This window comes from Gordonia sp. PvP123 (assembly GCF_040547295.1).
Taxonomy (GTDB): Bacteria; Actinomycetota; Actinomycetes; order Mycobacteriales; family Mycobacteriaceae; genus Gordonia; species Gordonia terrae.
The window spans coordinates 275,335-292,480 of sequence record NZ_JBEPPN010000009.1 but is presented as its reverse complement, the minus strand read 5'-3'; the positions used below and the strand labels follow the sequence as shown (position 1 = coordinate 292,480).

Genomic DNA, 17,146 nt, shown 5'->3' with positions numbered 1-17,146 from the left:
GGGGGGGCGGGCCACCCCCTGATATTGTGGGGGGGCGGGCGTTGGGGGGGGGGCCGGCCCCCCCCCCCCCCCCCCCCCCCCCCCCCCCCCCCCCCCCCGGGGGGGGGGGGGGGGCCGGCCCCCCCCCCCACCGCGGTGTGTGTCCGTCAGAGTTCGGTGACGCTGCCGCCGGCAGCGGCGATCTTTTCCTTGGCGGAAGCGGTGAACTTGTCGGCGGTGATGTCGACCTTGACCGACAGGTCGCCGTCGCCGAGAACCTTCACCAGCTTGTTCTTGCGAACGGCACCGGCCGCGACGAGTTCGTCGACGCCGATGGTGCCACCCTGCGGGAACAGGCGGGCGATGTCGCCGACGTTGACGACCTGGTACTCGATCCGGTTGCGGTTGGTGAAGCCCTTGAGCTTCGGCAGCCGCATGTGGATCGGCATCTGGCCACCCTCGAAGCCGGCGGGCACGTTCTTACGTGCCTTGGTGCCCTTGGTGCCGCGACCGGCGGTCTTACCCTTGGACCCCTCACCGCGACCCACGCGGGTCTTGTCGGTCTTCGACCCCGGTGCGGGGCGAAGGTGATGGAGTTTGATGGTCATTGCTCTTAAACCTCTTCGACTGTCACGAGGTGGCGAACCGCGTTGATGAGGCCGCGGTTGATCGGCGTGTCCTCGCGGGTGACGGTCTGGCGGATGCCCCGGAGTCCGAGGGTCCGCAGGCTGTCACGCTGGTTCTTCTTGGTACCGATGGTGCCCTTGACCTGAGTGATCTTCAGTTCGGCCATGATCAGACCCCCTGTCCTGCACGGGCGCGCAGCATACCGGCCGGAGCGACGTCCTCGATCGGCAGACCACGACGGGCCGCGACCTCTTCGGGGCGCTGCAGCATCTTCAGAGCTGCGACGGTGGCGTGCACCACGTTGATGGCGTTGTCCGAGCCGAGGCTCTTGGCGAGGACGTCGTGGACGCCCGCGCACTCGAGCACGGCACGCACCGCGCCACCGGCGATGACACCGGTACCGGGGCTGGCCGGGCGCAGCATGACGACACCGGCGGCGGCCTCACCCTGAACCGGGTGGGTCACGGTGCCACCGATCAGCGGCACGCGGAAGAAGTTCTTGCGAGCTTCCTCGACGCCCTTCTGGATCGCAGCCGGGACTTCCTTGGCCTTGCCGTAGCCGACGCCGACCATGCCCTGGCCGTCGCCGACGACCACGAGAGCGGTGAACGAGAAACGACGTCCACCCTTGACCACCTTCGAGACGCGGTTGATGGTCACCACGCGCTCGAGCTGGTTGCGGTCCTGGTCGCGGCCGCCACGGTCGCGACGGTCGCCGCGGCCACCGCCGCCGCGACGGTCGTTGCCGCCGCCCTGGTTGTTCTGGTTGTTGTCGTTACCGGCGGGTCCGTTTCCGCCGTCACGCTGACGTCCGGGCATCAGAGGTTCCCTCCGGTCATGTGGGTGTAGCTGGTGAAGATGGTCATCAGAAGCTCAGGCCTCCCTCGCGGGCGGCATCGGCGAGCGCTGCGATCCGGCCGTGGTAGTCCTTGCCACCACGGTCGAACACGACGGCGTCGACGCCGGCGGCCTTGGCGCGGGCGGCGATGAGCTCGCCGACCTTGCGGGCCTGCGCCGACTTGTCGCCGCCGGCCGCGCGCACGTCGGCCTCGATCGACGAGGCCGCGGCCAGCGTCTTGCCGGCCAGGTCGTCGATGAGCTGGACGTGGATGTGGCGCGAGCTGCGCTTGACCGCGAGACGCGGACGAGCCGGGGTTCCGCTGACCTTCTTGCGGAGGCGGAAGTGTCGATTGGTGGTCGCCTTGCGACGACGCGTCGACACGTCCTTGCCGACGGGCTTGCGAACTGTCTTGGTAGCTGTCTCACTCATGGCTTACTTACCCGTCTTTCCGACCTTGCGACGGATCTGCTCACCCTCGTAGCGAATGCCCTTGCCCTTGTAGGGGTCCGGACGACGCAGGCGGCGGATGACCGCCGAGATCTCGCCGACTTGCTGCTTGTCGATACCCGAGACCGAGAACTTCGTCGGGGACTCCACGGCGAACGTGATGCCCGCCGGGGCCTCGATCGGCACGGGATGGCTGTAACCGAGCGCGAACTCGAGGTCGCTGCCCTTGGCCTGCACGCGGTAACCGACACCGAAGATCTCCATCTTCTTGGTGTAGCCCTGCGTGACGCCGACGACGAGGTTGTTCACGAGCGAACGGCTCAGGCCGTGCAGCGCGCGGCTGCGACGCTCGTCGTTGGGGCGGGTCACGACGATGGAGTTGTCCTCCTTGGCGACCGCGATGGGCTCGGAGATGGTGAGCGAGAGCTCACCCTTGGGGCCCTTCACGGTGACGTTCTGGCCGTCGATGGTGACGTCCACGCCCGCGGGGATCTCGATGGGGTTCTTTCCGATACGCGACATTGTTGTTACCTCCCCTACCAGACGTAGGCGAGGACTTCGCCGCCCACGCCCTGGTTGGCTGCCTGGCGATCGGTGAGCAGGCCGGACGACGTGGAGATGATGGCCACGCCGAGGCCGCCCAGAACCTTGGGCAGGTTGGTGGACTTTGCATAAACCCGGAGGCCGGGCTTGGAGACACGGCGCAGTCCGGCGATGGAACGCTCACGACTCGGGCCGTACTTCAGGGAGACGACGAGGTTCTTTCCGACCTCCGCGTCTTCGGTGCGGTAGTCGGTGATGTAGCCCTCGCGCTTGAGGATCTCGGCGATGTTCACCTTGATCTTCGACGAGGGCAGTGTCACCTCGTCGTGGTACGCCGAGTTGGCGTTACGCAGACGCGTCAAGAAGTCTGCGATCGGGTCAGTCATGGTCATGGGTGACCGTCAACCTTTCTCGTAGCGGTTCCCATACAGCGCCGGGCGCGGAGAAATCCCCGTGACCTGCGGTGGGCCTTCCACGAAGTGGATAGTTGTTTCTGAAGGTTCTCGCCGCCGATGCCCTTGGCTTTTCGCCGGCACCGGAGACTATTCAGTTGTGTCCCGGACACCTGAGGTGCACAGGCAACCGGTCTAGTGTAGGGAATCCGCAGCGTAGACCCAAATCGGTGCCGGTCGGCGGTCTCGGACCTCGGGCACCATCGAGGGTATGGACCGCCGTCAGCTTCTCAGATCAGGGCTCCTCGCGACCGGACTCCTCGGGGTCGCGGGCACCACATCACTGGCCGGCTGTTCCGGCGCCGAGGATGCACCCGGCGGATCGGACACATCCGCCCCGACGGGCGCGTCGGCGGACGCCACGACCGTGGAGACCATCGCGTCGGGATTGAACGTGCCGTGGGCGCTGGCCTTCCTGACCGGCGGTGACGCCCTGGTCACCCAGCGCGACGATGCGACCGTCGTGCGGGTGTCCCCCGATGGCGCGGTGCGGACGGTCGGCGAGTTCGGTGACGCCGCCCCGCGCGGTGAGGGCGGGTTGCAGGGCATCGCGATGGCGCCGGGCGATGAGACCACGGTGTTCGTCTACTACACGACCGCGGTCGACAACCGGCTCGTGCGGCTGGACTTCGACGGCAACCGGCTCACCCGTCCGCGCCCGCTGATCACCGGACTCGATGCGGCGTACAACCACCACGGCGGCGCGCTGGCCTTCGGTCCGGACGGCAGTCTGTTCGTCGCGGTCGGCGATGCCGCCGTGCCCGAGGTGGCCCAGGACGTCGACGCGTTGAACGGCAAGATCCTGCGTGTCGATCGGGACGGCCGCCCGTGGCCGGGCAACCCGTTCGGCAACGAGGTCCATTCCTATGGTCACCGCAACGTGGAGGGGCTGGCGTTCGACGGCGCGGGACGGCTGTGGGCGAGCGAGTTCGGACAGAACAGTCGCGACGAACTGAACCTGATCCGCCGTGGCGGCAACCATGGGTGGCCTGAGGTCGAGGGCGAGTCCGACGATCAGCGGTTCGTCGCGCCTGCCGCCACCTGGAGCACGCAGGAGGCGTCCCCGGCCGGGCTCGCCATCGTCGGCAACCGCGCCTACATGGCGGCACTTCGCGGGCGACGGCTGTGGGAGATACCGCTGAGCGGAGCGCCGGAGGACGCCGACGACGACTCGGTCGGCGAACCCGTGGATCGGTTCGTCGATGAATTCGGTCGTCTGCGACTGGTGGCCGCGGCGCCGGACGGCTCCCTGTGGTTCGGCACGAGCAACACCGATGGACGCGGCCACGCGGGCGACGACGACGATCGCCTGTTCCGCCTGCGAATCGGTTGACGCGGCAGCGCGACTGTGTGAACAACGGCGAAACGCATTCGAGAGAACGTCTCATTTCGCATTGCGGTGAATTGCTCCGGTGGGAATGTCGGACCATTTCCGCAATGAATGTGTGCGCTATTTAGTATGCGGCGCCCGCCCGGGTGATCGGGCGTGGACAACGAACCGGGCTCGATCCTCCGGAACGCCGTGCCGACGCCACGCAGCGATGCCATGGTGTACACGTGGATTCGACTCATCTGCCCGAACTCGTCGACCAGCTCCTCACCTCAGCACGCGAGGCGTCGAGCCGCCGATCATCTCATACGTTGCACGGCAACTCTTCTCGCCATCTCCGCCAGACCGTCATCGCGCTCGTCGCCGGCGCGGCGCTGTCCGATCACGAGAGTCCCACCGAGGCCACGCTGCAGGTCTTGCGCGGCAGAGTCGTCCTGACCTCGGCGGATGGCGACCCCGACATCCGCTGGGAGGGCGCCGAAGGCGATCTGGTGACTATACCGTCGACACGACATGGCCTGATGGCACAAGAGGACTCGGCAATCCTGCTGACCGTGGCGACCCGCTGATCCACGGCGACCGCAGTCGTGTTCTCCACATGATCGGTGAATGTATTCTGCGGAAACAATCCAGCCGCTTTTGACCGAATCCGCAATTCGCGCGGAAAGATCGACGGACCCTTTGTAGGGTGACGCACATGACCCGGTCAGAAGATGTACAGGGTTCTGCAGCCACCGCACTGTTGGACATCGGCAGATTCTTCACCCGATGGGACGAGACCGACGATCGTCGCGTCGTCTTCCGGGACGGCGGTCGGGCGGGTGACGTCTTCTACCGCGATCGGTGGAGCCACGACAAGATCGTGCGGTCCACGCACGGGGTCAACTGCACCGGTTCCTGCTCGTGGAAGGTCTACGTCAAGGACGGGATCATCACCTGGGAGACCCAGGAGACCGACTACCCGTCGGTCGGCCCGGATCGGCCCGAATACGAACCCCGCGGATGTCCCCGTGGCGCGGCCTTCTCCTGGTACACCTACTCCCCCACCCGGGTACGGCATCCCTATGCGCGCGGGGTGCTGGTCGAGATGTACCGCGAGGCGAAGAAGCGTCTGCACGATCCGGTCCTGGCCTGGGCCGACGTCGTCGGGGATCCAATGCGCCGACGCTCCTACCAGCGGGCCCGAGGCAAGGGTGGGCTCGTCCGCGTCTCCTGGGACGAAGCCATCGAGATGGCCGCGGCCGCGCACGTGCACACGATCAAGACCTACGGCCCCGATCGTTGTGCAGGCTTCTCGCCCATCCCGGCGATGTCGATGGTCAGCCACTGTGTCGGGACCCGGTTCATCCAGCTCATCGGCGGCGTGATGACGTCGTTCTACGACTGGTACGCCGATCTCCCGGTGGCCAGTCCACAGGTCTTCGGCGACCAGACCGACGTCCCCGAGTCCGGGGACTGGTGGGATGCGACCTACCTGATGATGTGGGGTTCCAACGTCCCGGTGACCCGGACCCCGGATGCGCACTGGATGGCCGAGGTGCGCTACCGCGGCACCAAGGTGGTCTCGGTCAGCCCGGACTACGCCGACAACACCAAGTTCGCCGACGAATGGCTACCCGCGCAGGCCGGCACCGACGGGGCTCTCGCGATGGCGATGGGCCACGTCATCCTCACCGAGTTCTTCGTCCAGCGCTCGACCGGGTTCTTCGACGACTACGTGCGCCGGTACACCGACCTCCCGTTCCTCATTCATCTGGAGGAGCAGGGTGACGATCGACCGGGGCAGTTCGTCGCCGGCAAGTTCGTCACCGCCGACGAGCTGACCGGCCCGGAACAGGCCGCGTCCGAAGACGTCTGGAAGACGGTGTTCTGGGATGAGGGACGCGACGAGCCGGTGGTGCCGAACGGTTCGATGGGGTTCCGGTATGCCGAGTCCGGCAGGGGTCGGTGGAATCTCGATCTCGACGGCGCGCACCCCGCGCTGACGCTGATGGGCGATGCGGCCGAGTCCGTCGAAGTCGCCTTCCCCGTCTTCGACGCCCCGGACGGCAGCGGTGCGGTGGTCCGGCGAGGTGTGCCCGCGCGGCGTATCGGCGGACGGCTCGTCACGACGGTCTTCGACCTCATGCTCGCGCAGTACGGCGTCGCCCGGGACGGGCTACCGGGCGAGTGGCCCACCGGTTACGACGACGTATCGGCGCCGTACACACCGGCCTGGCAGGCCGAGATCACCGGCGTCCCGGCCGCTGCGGCGATCCGGGTCGCGCGGGAGTTCGCCGCGAATGCCGAGGAGTCGCAAGGCCGCTCGATGATCATCATGGGCGCCGGGATCTGCCAGTGGTTCCACGGCGACGCGACCTACCGGGCGATCTTGTCCCTGCTGATCCTCACCGGCTGCATGGGCCGCAACGGCGGCGGCTGGGCGCACTACGTGGGGCAGGAGAAATGCCGTCCGATCACCGGCTGGATCTCGCTGGCCAACGCCCTCGACTGGACGCGGCCGCCGCGGACCATGACGGGGACGTCGTACTGGTACATGCACACCGGGCAGTGGCGCAACGACGGCTACTCGACGTCGTCACTCGCCTCTCCGCTCTCGCGCGGCACGATGGACCACGAGCACACGGCCGACGCGATCGCCCAATCCGCGCGGCTCGGCTGGATGCCCTTCTATCCCCAGTTCTCGGCCAACCCGCTCGATGTCGCCGACGAGGCAACCGCGGCCGTGGACCGCGACGAGGCGACCGACGCGGCCGCCTACGTCGCCGAACGGCTGCAGAACGGCGACCTGACACCCGCGATCACCGATGTCGATGCCCCGGAGAACTGGCCGCGCACCCTGCTGCTGTGGCGGTCGAACCTGCTCGGCTCGTCGGCGAAGGGCAACGAGTACTTCCTCCGCACTCTGCTCGGTACCCACCACAACGTGCTGGGCACCGAGAACCCCGACACCCCACGGCCGAACGAGATCCGTTGGCACGATGACATCCCCGAAGGCAAGCTCGACCTGCTGCTGTCCGCGGACTTCCGGATGACGTCGACCACGCTGCTGTCCGACATCGTGCTGCCCGCCGCGACCTGGTACGAGAAGCACGACCTGTCCTCGACGGACATGCATCCGTTCGTCCATGCGTTCACCCCGGCGATCGACCCGCCGTGGGAGGCCAAGTCCGACTTCGACCTGTTCCACCGTCTCGCACGCAAGCTGTCCGACCTGGCCCGGACACACCTGGGGACGCGTCATGACCTCGTGAGCGTGCCGCTGCAGCACGACACCCCCGGCGAGGTGGCGCAACCACACGGCCGGGTTCTGGACTGGCAACGGGACGGCGTTGCCGGGCAGCCAGGCCGGAACATGCCCAACTTCAGTGTCGTGGAACGGGATTACACCGCGATCGCGGACAAGCTGGCGTCCTTCGGCCCGCTCGCGGACACCCTGGGCTTCACTGTGAAGAACGTGACCTACCCGCTCGAGGAGCAGACCCGCAAGCTCGCCGAATCCAACGGCGTGATGCTCGGCGGCGCCGGCGACGGACGACCGGCGATCGACACCGACGAGAAACTCGCCGAGGCAATCCTGACGTTGTCGGGGACCACGAACGGTGAACTCGCAGTGGCCGGCTTCGAACAGCTCCAGCAACGCGTCGGGTTCCGCCTCGACGATCTGGCCCGCGGGTCGGAGGAGAAGCGGATCCGCTTCGCCGACACCCAGAAGGCACCCGTGCCGGTCATCACGTCGCCGGAGTGGTCCGGATCGGAGACCGGGGGTCGCCGGTACGCGCCCTTCACCGTGAACATCGAGCGACTCAAGCCGTTTCACACCCTCACCGGGCGGATGCACTTCTACCTCGATCACGACTGGATGATCGACATGGGCGAGTCGTTCCCGATCTACCGTCCGCCACTGGACATGCACCGTCTGTTCGGCGAGCCGAAGCTCGGCGCCGACGGGTCGCGGGAGATCACGGTCCGATACCTGACCCCGCACTCGAAGTGGTCGATCCACTCCGAGTACCAGGACAACCTGTTCATGTTGTCGCTGTCGCGCGGCGGTCCGATCGCCTGGCTGAGCCCCCAGGACGCCGCCTCGATCGACGTCGCCGACAACGACTGGATCGAATGCGTGAACGCCAACGGCGTCTTCGTCTGTCGCGCGATCGTCAGTCACCGCATGCCGGCCGGGGTCTGCTACGTCCACCACGCCCAGGAACGCACGATCGACGTCCCGAAGTCGGAGGCGACGGGTCGCCGTGGCGGCATCCACAACTCGCCGACCCGGCTGCTGGTGAAGCCGACTCATCTGATCGGCGGATATGCCCAGTTGTCCTACGCCTTCAACTATCTCGGACCGACCGGCAACCAACGCGACATGGTGTCGACCATCCGCAAACGCAGCCAGGAGGTGACGTACTGATGCGGGTCATGGCCCAGGTCGGGATGGTGATGAATCTCGACAAGTGCATCGGGTGCCACACCTGCTCGGTGACCTGTAAGCAGGCCTGGACCAACCGGTCCGGCACCGAGTACGTGTGGTTCAACAATGTGGAAACCCGCCCCGGACAGGGATATCCGCGTCGTTACGACGACCAGGACACCTGGCAGGGCGGATGGGTCCTCAACCGCAACGGCAGGCTGCGGTTGCGTGCAGGCGGCCGGATCCGAAAGCTGTTGACCCTGTTCGCGAGTCCGGTCCAACCGACCATCGAGGACTACTACGAACCCTGGACCTACGACTACCAGACCCTGATCGACGCCCCGCTCGGCGACGACTTCCCCGTCGCCCGTCCGAAATCGCTGCTGACCGGCAAGGACACCAAGGTCACCTGGTCGGCGAACTGGGACGACAATCTCGGCGGCGCACCCGAACTCGCGAAGCGCGATCCCATCGTCGAGAAGCTGCGTCGTGAGTCCGAGGATGCGGTGAAGTTCGGGTTCGAGCAGACGTTCATGTTCTATCTGCCGCGCATCTGCGAACACTGCCTGAACCCGTCCTGCATGGCGTCCTGCCCTTCCGGCGCGATCTACAAGCGCAGCGAGGACGGCATCGTGCTCGTCGACCAGGATCGCTGTCGCGGCTGGCGGCAGTGCATCACGGGCTGTCCGTACAAGAAGATCTACTTCAACCACAAGTCCGGCAAGGCCGAGAAGTGCACGCTCTGCTACCCGCGCATCGAGGTCGGGCAACCCACGGTCTGTTCCGAGACGTGCGTCGGACGACTTCGCTACCTGGGCATCTTCCTCTACGACGCCGATGCCGTGACGGCGGCCGCGTCGACCCCGGACGAACGCGACCTCTACGAGGCCCAGCTCGACCTGATGCTCGACCCCGACGATCCCGACGTGATCGCCGCCGCCCGTAGGGACGGCATCCCGGACGACTGGCTCGAGGCCGCCCGCCGATCCCCGGTGTACGCGCTGGCCAAGAAGTACCGTGTCGCACTCCCCCTGCATCCGGAGTACCGCACCATGCCGATGGTCTGGTACGTCCCGCCGCTGTCGCCGATCGTCGACCTGCTCGCCGAGCAGGGTCACGACGCCGAGGGCGCGGGCACCCTCTTCGGCGCCATCGAGGCACTCCGCATCCCCGTGGAGTACCTGGCCGAATTGTTCACCGCCGGTGACACCGCCGTCGTCGACACGGTGCTGCGCCGCCTGGCCGCCATGCGCTCGTACATGCGCGATGTCACGTTGGGCCGCGAGCCCGACGCCGACATCCCGGCCGCGGTGGGGATGACGGAGGAAGAGATCTACGAGATGTACCGCCTCATGGCCATCGCGAAGTACGACGATCGCTACGTGATCCCGACGGCGCATCTCGAGCAGGCCGAGAAGCTCGACGAGATGGGCTGTTCGCTGGATTACGACGAGGGACCGGGCATGTTCGACTCCTCACCGTTCGGCGAGGCCAGCGGACGCCCGGCGCCGGTGTCGGTGGAGACCTTCCACGCGCTCAAACAGCGGCAGAACACCGACACCGCGGCCGGTGAGCACACGATGGCGGGTCGGACGAACCTGCTCAACTGGGACGGGAACGGAGCCCCGCCCGGCCTTTTCCCCGAACGCATCTCGAGCGCGTCGACCACGCCGGGCGAGGAAACGCGATGAGGGGCCTGCGGGTCTTCGACCGGCGACCGCGGACGAGTGCCGAGCCCAACGTGGTCCGGCTGATCGCGTCGTGGTGCCTCAGCTACCCCGACGACGAGGTGCTCGGCCGCGTCGAACTGATGCGGGCCGCCCTGGACGAGCAGGAGGATCCAGACACGGGAGACCTGCTGCGGCACACCATCGATCACCTCGCAGACGGCGATCCGACGACGCTGCGCCGCGACTACATCGAGATCTTCGATCTCTCCAAGCGGCACACGCTCTACCTGTCGTACTGGTCCGACGGCGACACCCGTCGGCGGGGCACCTCGCTGGGCGAGTTCAAGCAGGCCTACCGCGACAGCGGGTTCCTCGTCGACCTGCACGGCGAGCTGCCGGACCATCTGCCCATCGTGCTCGAGTTCAGCGCGCGCGCCGATCCGGTCCGCGGCGTCGAACTACTCGAGAAGCACCGGGCGGCACTGGAGTTGATCCGGTTCGCTCTCCTCGACGCGGAGTCACCGTACGCCGGCGCGGTGCAGGCCGTCTGTGCGACCCTGCCCACCCCGTCCCCGCCCGACCGCGCCGCGGCGCTGGCCATGTGCGGCCCCGCGCAGACCGAGACAGTGGGCCTGGAACCCTTCGATCCCCGACTGCTGCCGATCAACCCGACCCGAGCGTGAGGTGACGCATGGACATCTTCCTGTGGGGCGTGGTGCCCTACGCGACGCTCGGACTGCTCATCGGTGGAACCATCTGGCGGTATCGCTACGACAAATTCGGGTGGACGACGCGGTCGTCGGAGCTCTACGAGTCGCGATTGCTGCGGATCGCCTCACCCCTGTTCCACTACGGCGTGCTCGTGGTGATCATCGGCCACGCGATCGGACTGTTGATCCCCGAGTCGTGGACCGAGGCCATCGGCGTCTCGGAGACCCTGTATCACTGGGGCGCGGGCGGTTTCGGACTGCTCGCCGCGGTCGCGACGCTCGTCGGGGTCGGCATGCTGGTGTACCGGCGACGCACGGTGGGGCCGGTGTTCATGGCGACCACGCGCAACGACAAGGCGATGTACCTCGTGCTGGTCACCGCGCTGCTGGTCGGCACCTACATCACCCTGATCGGGACCCTCGATCCCCATGCCGAGGGGGTCAACTACCGCGAGACGGTGTCGCCGTGGTTCCGGTCGCTGTTCGTCCTGCAGCCCGACGTCGCAGCGATGGCGGAGGCGCCCTTGCGTTTCCACGTGCACATACTGATCGGGATGCTGCTCTTCGCGATGGTGCCGTTCACCCGGTTGGTGCACATCTTCACCGCGCCCGTGCACTACCTGTTCCGCCCCTACATCGTGTACCGGAGTCGCGACCGTCGCGTCGCGCCGGGCAATCAGCCGTACCGCCCCGGATGGGCGCCCGTCGGAGTGAAGGATCGTGATCGATGACCACCGAGACCACCGCCACGCCGCCCTCCGTCGCCGCCGGGCAGACCAAGAACCTGGTCCTGGCGACCGTGGCCTTCGCGATCAGCTTCTGGGCCTGGAACCTCATCGGCCCGCTGGGGGTCGTCTACACCGACCAGCTCGACCTGAGCGCCACCCAGAAGTCGATCCTCGTCGCCATCCCGATCCTGGTGGGCTCGCTGGGCCGGATACTCACCGGCGCACTCACCGACCGGTTCGGCGGACGCCTGATGTTCACCGTGCTGCTCGTCGTCACGATCCCCTTCGTCCTGCTGGTCGCCGCCGCCGGACACTTCGCCAGTTATGCCCTGCTCCTCGTGGCGGGGTTCTTCCTCGGCATCGGCGGGACGACCTTCGCGGTCGGCATCCCGTTCGTGAACGCCTGGTACGACAAGTCACGGCGCGGGTTCGCGACCGGCGTCTTCGGTGCGGGCATGGGCGGAACGGCGTTGTCGGCCTTCTTCACTCCGCGTTTCGTGTCGTGGTTCGGGTACGTCGCGACGCACATCATCATCGCCGTCGCGCTCGCGGTGGTCGCCGTGATCTGCTGGTTGTTCATGCGTGACTCACCCAGGTGGGCCGCGTCCCACGACTCGGTGGTCCCCAAACTGATCGGTGCGGCCAAACTGCCGATCACCTGGCAGCTCGGATTCCTCTACGCAGCCGCATTCGGCGGCTTCGTCGCGTTCAGCACCTATCTGCCGACGTACCTGAAAGATGTGTACGACTTCGACCTGCAGGCAGCGGGTACTCGGACAGCCGGGTTCGCGATCGCCGCGGTCATCGCTCGCCCGGTCGGCGGCATCCTTTCCGACCGCTTCGGACCACGCATCATCACGGTGATCTCGTGCGGCGGCGCCGCGGTACTCGCCGTCTGGATGATCACCAAACCACCCGTCGAGATACCGGCGGGCATCGACTTCGTGCTCATGGCCGTCTGCATGGGGCTCGGTTCGGGCTCGGTCTTCAGCTGGGTCGCCCAGGCCGCTCCCGCCGAACGAGTCGGGTCGGTCACGGGAATCGTGGGCGCACTCGGTGGACTCGGCGGGTTCTTCCCCCCGATGCTCATGGGCGCGACGTACGACGCGGCCACTCACAGCTACACCATCGGACTCGCACTGCTGGTCGTCTTCGCCACGTGCGCCGCACTGTTCACCGTGTTCGGCATCCGGCAGCGCGCCGACACCTGACCGGAGTTCGTCGGAGACCATGGCGCTCGACCCGTAGAAGCCAATGCGTTGGAGGTAGGACGCCAGACCTCACGCGCGCTCGGCCTGCGCGCGCTGAGCCTGCGGGTCGATGGTCATCGGGGCGGGCAGCGTCTCGGTTCGGGTCGTTCGGCCGTGGAGCACAGTGGCGAACAGCAGGACTGCGAGGCCCAGGATGGTCACGCCCGCACCCGCCCAGATCGGTGATGTGTAGCCGAGACCGGCAGCGATGGTGATTCCGCCGATCCAGGCACCGAGGGCGTTGCCGATGTTGAACGCGGCGATGTTCGCACCTGATGCCAGAGTGGGCGCGGTGGCAGCGTGATTCATGATGCGGGTCTGCAGCGCCGGCACTGTCGCAAAGCCGAATGCGCCCATCAGCAGCAGCGACACGACGCTCATGATCTGGCTCGACGCGGTTGCCGCGAAGACGATGAGCACGACCGTCAGGATGGCCAATGTCGCTGTGAGCGAGGTCGTCAACGCACGATCCGCAAGCTTGCCGCCGACATGGTTCCCGATGAACAGGCCCACCCCGAACATCACGAGAAGCCAAGGGACAGTGGATGACGCGAACCCGGATACGTCGGTGAGGGTGTAGGCGATGTAGGTGAATGCGCCGAACATCCCGCCGTAACCCAGGATCGTGATGGCGATGGAGAGCCATACCTGGGTGGATCGAAATGCGCCGAGTTCGGCGCGGAGGCTGGTCGGCGCCGCGTGGCCCTCGGCGGTGTCGGGCACCAGCGCGAATATTCCCACCAGCGCTACGATGCCGATGGCGGTGATGGCCCAGAACGTGGAGCGCCATCCCAGTTGCTGGCCCAGGAATGTCCCGAAGGGCACCCCGAGCACGTTGGCGACGGTCAGTCCCGCGAACATCATCGCGACGGCAGCCGCGCGTTTGGCCGGGCCGACCATGCTCGATGCGACGACCGCACCGATTCCGAAGAACGCACCGTGGCACAGGGCGGCCAGGATTCTGCCGGCCAGCATCGCATCGTAGGTGGGCGCGACGGCAGAGAGCAGGTTGCCGCCGATGAACAAGATCATCAGGGCCATCAGTACCCGTTTCCGATCGAACCGTATGACAGCCGCGGTCAGCGCGACGCCGCCGACTGCCACGGCCAGCGCGTAGCCCGAGATGAGGTAGCCGGCAACCGCTTCCGTGACGCCGAACTCCGCGGCGACCTCCGGGAGAAGGCCCATGATCACGAACTCGGTGAGTCCGATCCCGAATCCACCGACCGCGAGCGCAAGAAGTCCGATGGGCATGCTCGCCCCTTCCAGTTTGTTGTGAACACCGATAGCAAGCGTGTGCACTAGTTGCATACGCGCCATAGATAGTTGCACGCGCCGTCTATCGCTGCAAGCTGCTAGTCTGGACGAGCGCTCGACGACGGGTGCGGGCGACACAGAGGACACCATGGGGATTGCAGACGACGCAGTGGAGATCCGCTCGCAGGGCTGGCGGACCCTGGCCGCGCTCTACGGCACGTTGGACACCGAACTCGAGCGCGCGCTGCAGCGTGAACATGCGCTGTCGGTGGTGGAGTACACCGTCCTCGACGCCCTCAGTCGACAGGACGGGTGGCACATGCGGATGGCACAGCTGGCTCGCGCCGCCGCCCTCAGCTCGAGTGCCACCACCCGGTTGGTCAACCGCCTCGAAGATCGAAACCTGTTGCGACGCATCATCTGCGCCGACGACCGGCGCGGAATCTACACCGAGTTGACAGACAGCGGACGCGAATTGTTGCGGGCCGCCCGGCCGGTGCACGACTCCACCCTGCGCACCGCACTGGACGACGCCCGCCGAATCCCGGAGCTGGCACCGTTGGTGGAGGCCCTGCATCGACTACCCGCAGCGCCGGCGCCCAGCAGAGCAGGCTGAGCCCTGGCGTCGGGGCCCGGGTCGGCGCCGCCCGGGAATTGTCGGGACCCCGTGGTGTCATGATCGCACCGTCGAACAAAGGAGCGATCCATGTCAGACCACGCTGCCGCGATCCGAGGTCTGCCCAGGTGGCATCCCAACCCCGTCATCCGATCGACCATCGAGACCATTCGGCGCTGCGGTTGGCAGGTGACCTCGGTCGGCGAACCGGAGCCCGAGTTCGAAGCACGCATTGCCCCGACCCTCTCCGACCGACTCCAGCCCGAGTGCGGTTACTCCTATACCGCCGGCCTGTCCCTGCATTCGATACCCGAGCTCTCGATCTACGGCGTCGATCCGCTCACCGCAACCCACGTCCTGAACGAACTCGGCAGCCTGCTCCACCGCGAGGACTGGCGCGATCTCGTCGCCGCGCAGACCGACATCCCCCTACAGACGGTCGCCGTGACCGTACGCCTCATCGAACAACTCGACCACGACGAGCTGCTCCTGGCGAACCTGCTGTTCCCGGATCATCCGAAATTGCAGGTGATCTGGCCCGACGACCACGGTCACCTCCCCTGGGAAGACGGTTACACCCTGCTGCCCATGCATCAGCCGGTGAAGGGGATGCCGCAACTCCTCGATCCCCCGCTCGGGGAACCGCGCCTTCTCACAACCGAATACGGGCCCGAGCGGACCCGCCCGCGGAAAGGCCGGCGCATCTCGGGTCACTGACCTGCGGTGCAGAGCGGTCCGGCGTGGTCCGGGGCAAGGTGTGTCCGTGTTGCCCCGGACAAACGGACCGTCGAGGTGCCACCATGGGTACTCGGGGGCTGGAACGGACCACGGGGGCAGGTGGAAAGGCAGGTCGGCGTGGCGCACCTCCCCGTCGTGGTCGCTGCCCTCCTCGCCCTGGTTCTCGCGGCCGCCTTCGTCGCCGTCGTCTACCGGCGTCCGCAGCGCGGTCTGCTGATCCTGGCAGCCCTCACACCGCTCGACGGCCTTCTCGACATCGCTCCGGTGCCCGGCGTCGCCTCGGCGTGGAAAGAAGGCGTTCTCGCACTCACGCTGATCTGCGCGGCCAATCGTCGCCTCCGCCCCGTGGACCGCACGGGTCCGCCGCTGCACATGCCGTGGTGGCCGGCCGCGGCGGTGTTGGTCGCGTTCGGGGTGGTGTCGGCGCTCTACGTCTACGGCCCCATCGGGCTGTACGGCGTCAAGGTGACCTTCTTCTACCTGTTCGTCGTCCTCGCGCTCTGGCTGACACCGTTCGACGCACTCGACCGCGACCGCCTGGTCTCGATCATCATGGCGCTCGGTATCCTCACCACCGTCGTGGGGATCGGGCAGCAGATCCTGGGCCCGGCCCGACTGGTCGAACTCGGTTACACCTTCGGCGAGCAGGTCCGGACGAGCGGTCCGCTGTTCCGCACATTCAGCACGTTCAACCAGCCCTTCGGGTTCGGGCTCTTCGTGATGCTCGCGCTGCTGGTCGGCGGGGCGGTCGCGCTGTCCGACACCGGACGCCGACGCAACCAGTTGTTCCTCGTCTGCTGGCCGGTCATGGCCGTCACCATGGCCACGTCGGTGGTGCGGGCGGCGATCCTCGGCCTCGCCGTCGGCGTGATCTGGCTTGCCGCTCTTCGCTTCCGTCGCCTCATCGCCCCACTCATCGCGCTCGGCGTCGTCGCCGTCGTCGCGTTGCCGTTTCTGCCCTCGAGCATCACCAAGGTGTTCTTCAACTCGAGCAGCCTGAGTCAGCGCGGCTCCGGGTGGGGTGAGATCTTCGCGAGCATCTGGGTGCACCCGCTGGGGACCGGACTCGCGTCGAGCGGATCGGCCGCCGACGCGCTGTCGGCAGCCCGGGGCGACACGACGACGACGATCACCGCGGGCGCCGGCGGTACCGTGCAGCAATTGTCCAAGAACTATCAGCCGGACAACTACTACGTGAAGCTGCTCCTCGAACTCGGACCGATCGGATTGTGGTTGTTCCTCGCGCTGATCGTGACCGCGGTGATCTGGTGCGTGCAGTACTCGCGCCGAATGCCCGACCCGGATGGAGCCTTCGTCCTGGGTGTGAGTGCATCGATGGTCGCGGCGATGGTGGCCTGCCTGGTGGCCACCTACTTCGAGATCTTCCCGCTCGACTTCTTCTTCTGGTTACTGTTGGGAGCTGCTGGATGCGCGACGGCACAACACGAATCACGTACGGTGCGCTTGCACTTCGTCCCGGAGGCAGCGGAGTCCAGACCTACATCCGCGAACTCCTGAGGGCGCTGCCGGCGCACCTGACCGGC

General features: G+C 67.0%; 17 protein-coding genes. 10 read left to right on the top strand and 7 right to left on the bottom strand.

The features are described 5' to 3' along the window. Nucleotides 1-146: 146 nt before the first annotated feature. Genes rplO through rpsH form a run of 6 tightly spaced genes read right to left on the bottom strand, consistent with a single transcriptional unit; the run spans nucleotide 147 to nucleotide 2,829 of the window. Nucleotides 147-587 carry a 50S ribosomal protein L15 gene (rplO, locus tag ABIC25_RS19230; RefSeq protein ID WP_004023566.1) on the bottom strand — a complete coding sequence of 147 codons (441 nt, stop codon included), beginning with the start codon at nucleotides 585-587 and terminating at the stop codon, nucleotides 147-149. Between the two features lie 5 nt (nucleotides 588-592). Beyond that, nucleotides 593-772, bottom strand: a complete 180-nt coding sequence (rpmD, locus tag ABIC25_RS19225; protein ID WP_004023567.1) for a 50S ribosomal protein L30 — start codon at nucleotides 770-772, stop codon at nucleotides 593-595. 2 nt (nucleotides 773-774) lie between these two features. Next, complete coding sequence (rpsE, locus tag ABIC25_RS19220) at nucleotides 775-1,425, bottom strand: 30S ribosomal protein S5 (RefSeq protein ID WP_004023568.1); 651 nt, start codon at nucleotides 1,423-1,425, stop codon at nucleotides 775-777. Between the two features lie 46 nt (nucleotides 1,426-1,471). Next, nucleotides 1,472-1,876, bottom strand: a complete 405-nt coding sequence (rplR, locus tag ABIC25_RS19215) for a 50S ribosomal protein L18 (protein ID WP_004023569.1) — start codon at nucleotides 1,874-1,876, stop codon at nucleotides 1,472-1,474. 3 nt (nucleotides 1,877-1,879) lie between these two features. Continuing rightward, nucleotides 1,880-2,416 (bottom strand): 50S ribosomal protein L6, encoded by a 537-nt coding sequence (rplF, locus tag ABIC25_RS19210; RefSeq protein WP_004023570.1) that lies wholly within the window; start codon nucleotides 2,414-2,416, stop codon nucleotides 1,880-1,882. A 14-nt stretch (nucleotides 2,417-2,430) separates the two neighbouring features. Continuing rightward, the gene (rpsH, locus tag ABIC25_RS19205) at nucleotides 2,431-2,829 is read right to left on the bottom strand and encodes a 30S ribosomal protein S8 (RefSeq protein ID WP_004023571.1); all 399 of its coding nucleotides are present in this window, start codon (nucleotides 2,827-2,829) and stop codon (nucleotides 2,431-2,433) included. A 271-nt stretch (nucleotides 2,830-3,100) separates the two neighbouring features. On the opposite strand from rpsH, the gene ABIC25_RS19200 reads away from it, so the two are divergent. From ABIC25_RS19200 to ABIC25_RS19170, 7 genes are all read left to right on the top strand, one after another. Further along, nucleotides 3,101-4,222, top strand: coding sequence for a PQQ-dependent sugar dehydrogenase (locus ABIC25_RS19200; RefSeq protein WP_354562722.1), 1,122 nt, complete (start codon nucleotides 3,101-3,103; stop codon nucleotides 4,220-4,222). Between the two features lie 224 nt (nucleotides 4,223-4,446). After that, on the top strand, nucleotides 4,447-4,788 hold the full coding sequence (locus tag ABIC25_RS19195; protein ID WP_004023573.1) for a cupin domain-containing protein: 342 nt from the start codon (nucleotides 4,447-4,449) through the stop codon (nucleotides 4,786-4,788). Between the two features lie 128 nt (nucleotides 4,789-4,916). Further along, nucleotides 4,917-8,633, top strand: a complete 3,717-nt coding sequence (locus ABIC25_RS19190; RefSeq protein WP_354562721.1) for a nitrate reductase subunit alpha — start codon at nucleotides 4,917-4,919, stop codon at nucleotides 8,631-8,633. Continuing rightward, nucleotides 8,633-10,324 (top strand): nitrate reductase subunit beta, encoded by a 1,692-nt coding sequence (gene narH / locus ABIC25_RS19185; RefSeq protein ID WP_064570043.1) that lies wholly within the window; start codon nucleotides 8,633-8,635, stop codon nucleotides 10,322-10,324. Before ABIC25_RS19190 ends, narH begins: the two co-directional genes overlap by 1 nt. Next, nucleotides 10,321-10,986 (top strand): nitrate reductase molybdenum cofactor assembly chaperone, encoded by a 666-nt coding sequence (gene narJ / locus ABIC25_RS19180; RefSeq protein ID WP_004023576.1) that lies wholly within the window; start codon nucleotides 10,321-10,323, stop codon nucleotides 10,984-10,986. The genes narH and narJ overlap by 4 nt, the downstream gene beginning before the upstream one ends. A gap of 8 nt (nucleotides 10,987-10,994) precedes the next feature. Continuing rightward, nucleotides 10,995-11,744 carry a respiratory nitrate reductase subunit gamma gene (narI, locus tag ABIC25_RS19175; protein WP_004023577.1) on the top strand — a complete coding sequence of 250 codons (750 nt, stop codon included), beginning with the start codon at nucleotides 10,995-10,997 and terminating at the stop codon, nucleotides 11,742-11,744. Next, nucleotides 11,741-12,952, top strand: a complete 1,212-nt coding sequence (locus ABIC25_RS19170) for a nitrate/nitrite transporter (RefSeq protein ID WP_101822610.1) — start codon at nucleotides 11,741-11,743, stop codon at nucleotides 12,950-12,952. The genes narI and ABIC25_RS19170 overlap by 4 nt, the downstream gene beginning before the upstream one ends. A gap of 69 nt (nucleotides 12,953-13,021) precedes the next feature. Here the strand turns inward: ABIC25_RS19170 and ABIC25_RS19165 are convergent, their stop codons facing one another. Further along, on the bottom strand, nucleotides 13,022-14,245 hold the full coding sequence (locus tag ABIC25_RS19165; protein ID WP_354562719.1) for an MFS transporter: 1,224 nt from the start codon (nucleotides 14,243-14,245) through the stop codon (nucleotides 13,022-13,024). Between the two features lie 151 nt (nucleotides 14,246-14,396). Here ABIC25_RS19165 and ABIC25_RS19160 point away from each other — a divergent pair, with 151 nt between their 5' ends. The 3 genes from ABIC25_RS19160 to ABIC25_RS19150 all read left to right on the top strand — a co-directional run bounded on the left by ABIC25_RS19160 (nucleotide 14,397) and on the right by ABIC25_RS19150 (nucleotide 17,120). Next, nucleotides 14,397-14,864: a MarR family winged helix-turn-helix transcriptional regulator gene (locus ABIC25_RS19160; protein WP_004023580.1), complete on the top strand. Its 468-nt coding sequence runs from the start codon at nucleotides 14,397-14,399 to the stop codon at nucleotides 14,862-14,864. 90 nt (nucleotides 14,865-14,954) lie between these two features. Next, entirely contained in the window at nucleotides 14,955-15,581 is a 627-nt protein-coding gene (locus tag ABIC25_RS19155) for a DUF4262 domain-containing protein (protein ID WP_354562717.1), read from the top strand. Between the two features lie 138 nt (nucleotides 15,582-15,719). Further along, complete coding sequence (locus tag ABIC25_RS19150; RefSeq protein WP_354562715.1) at nucleotides 15,720-17,120, top strand: O-antigen ligase family protein; 1,401 nt, start codon at nucleotides 15,720-15,722, stop codon at nucleotides 17,118-17,120. Nucleotides 17,121-17,146 lie beyond the last annotated feature (26 nt).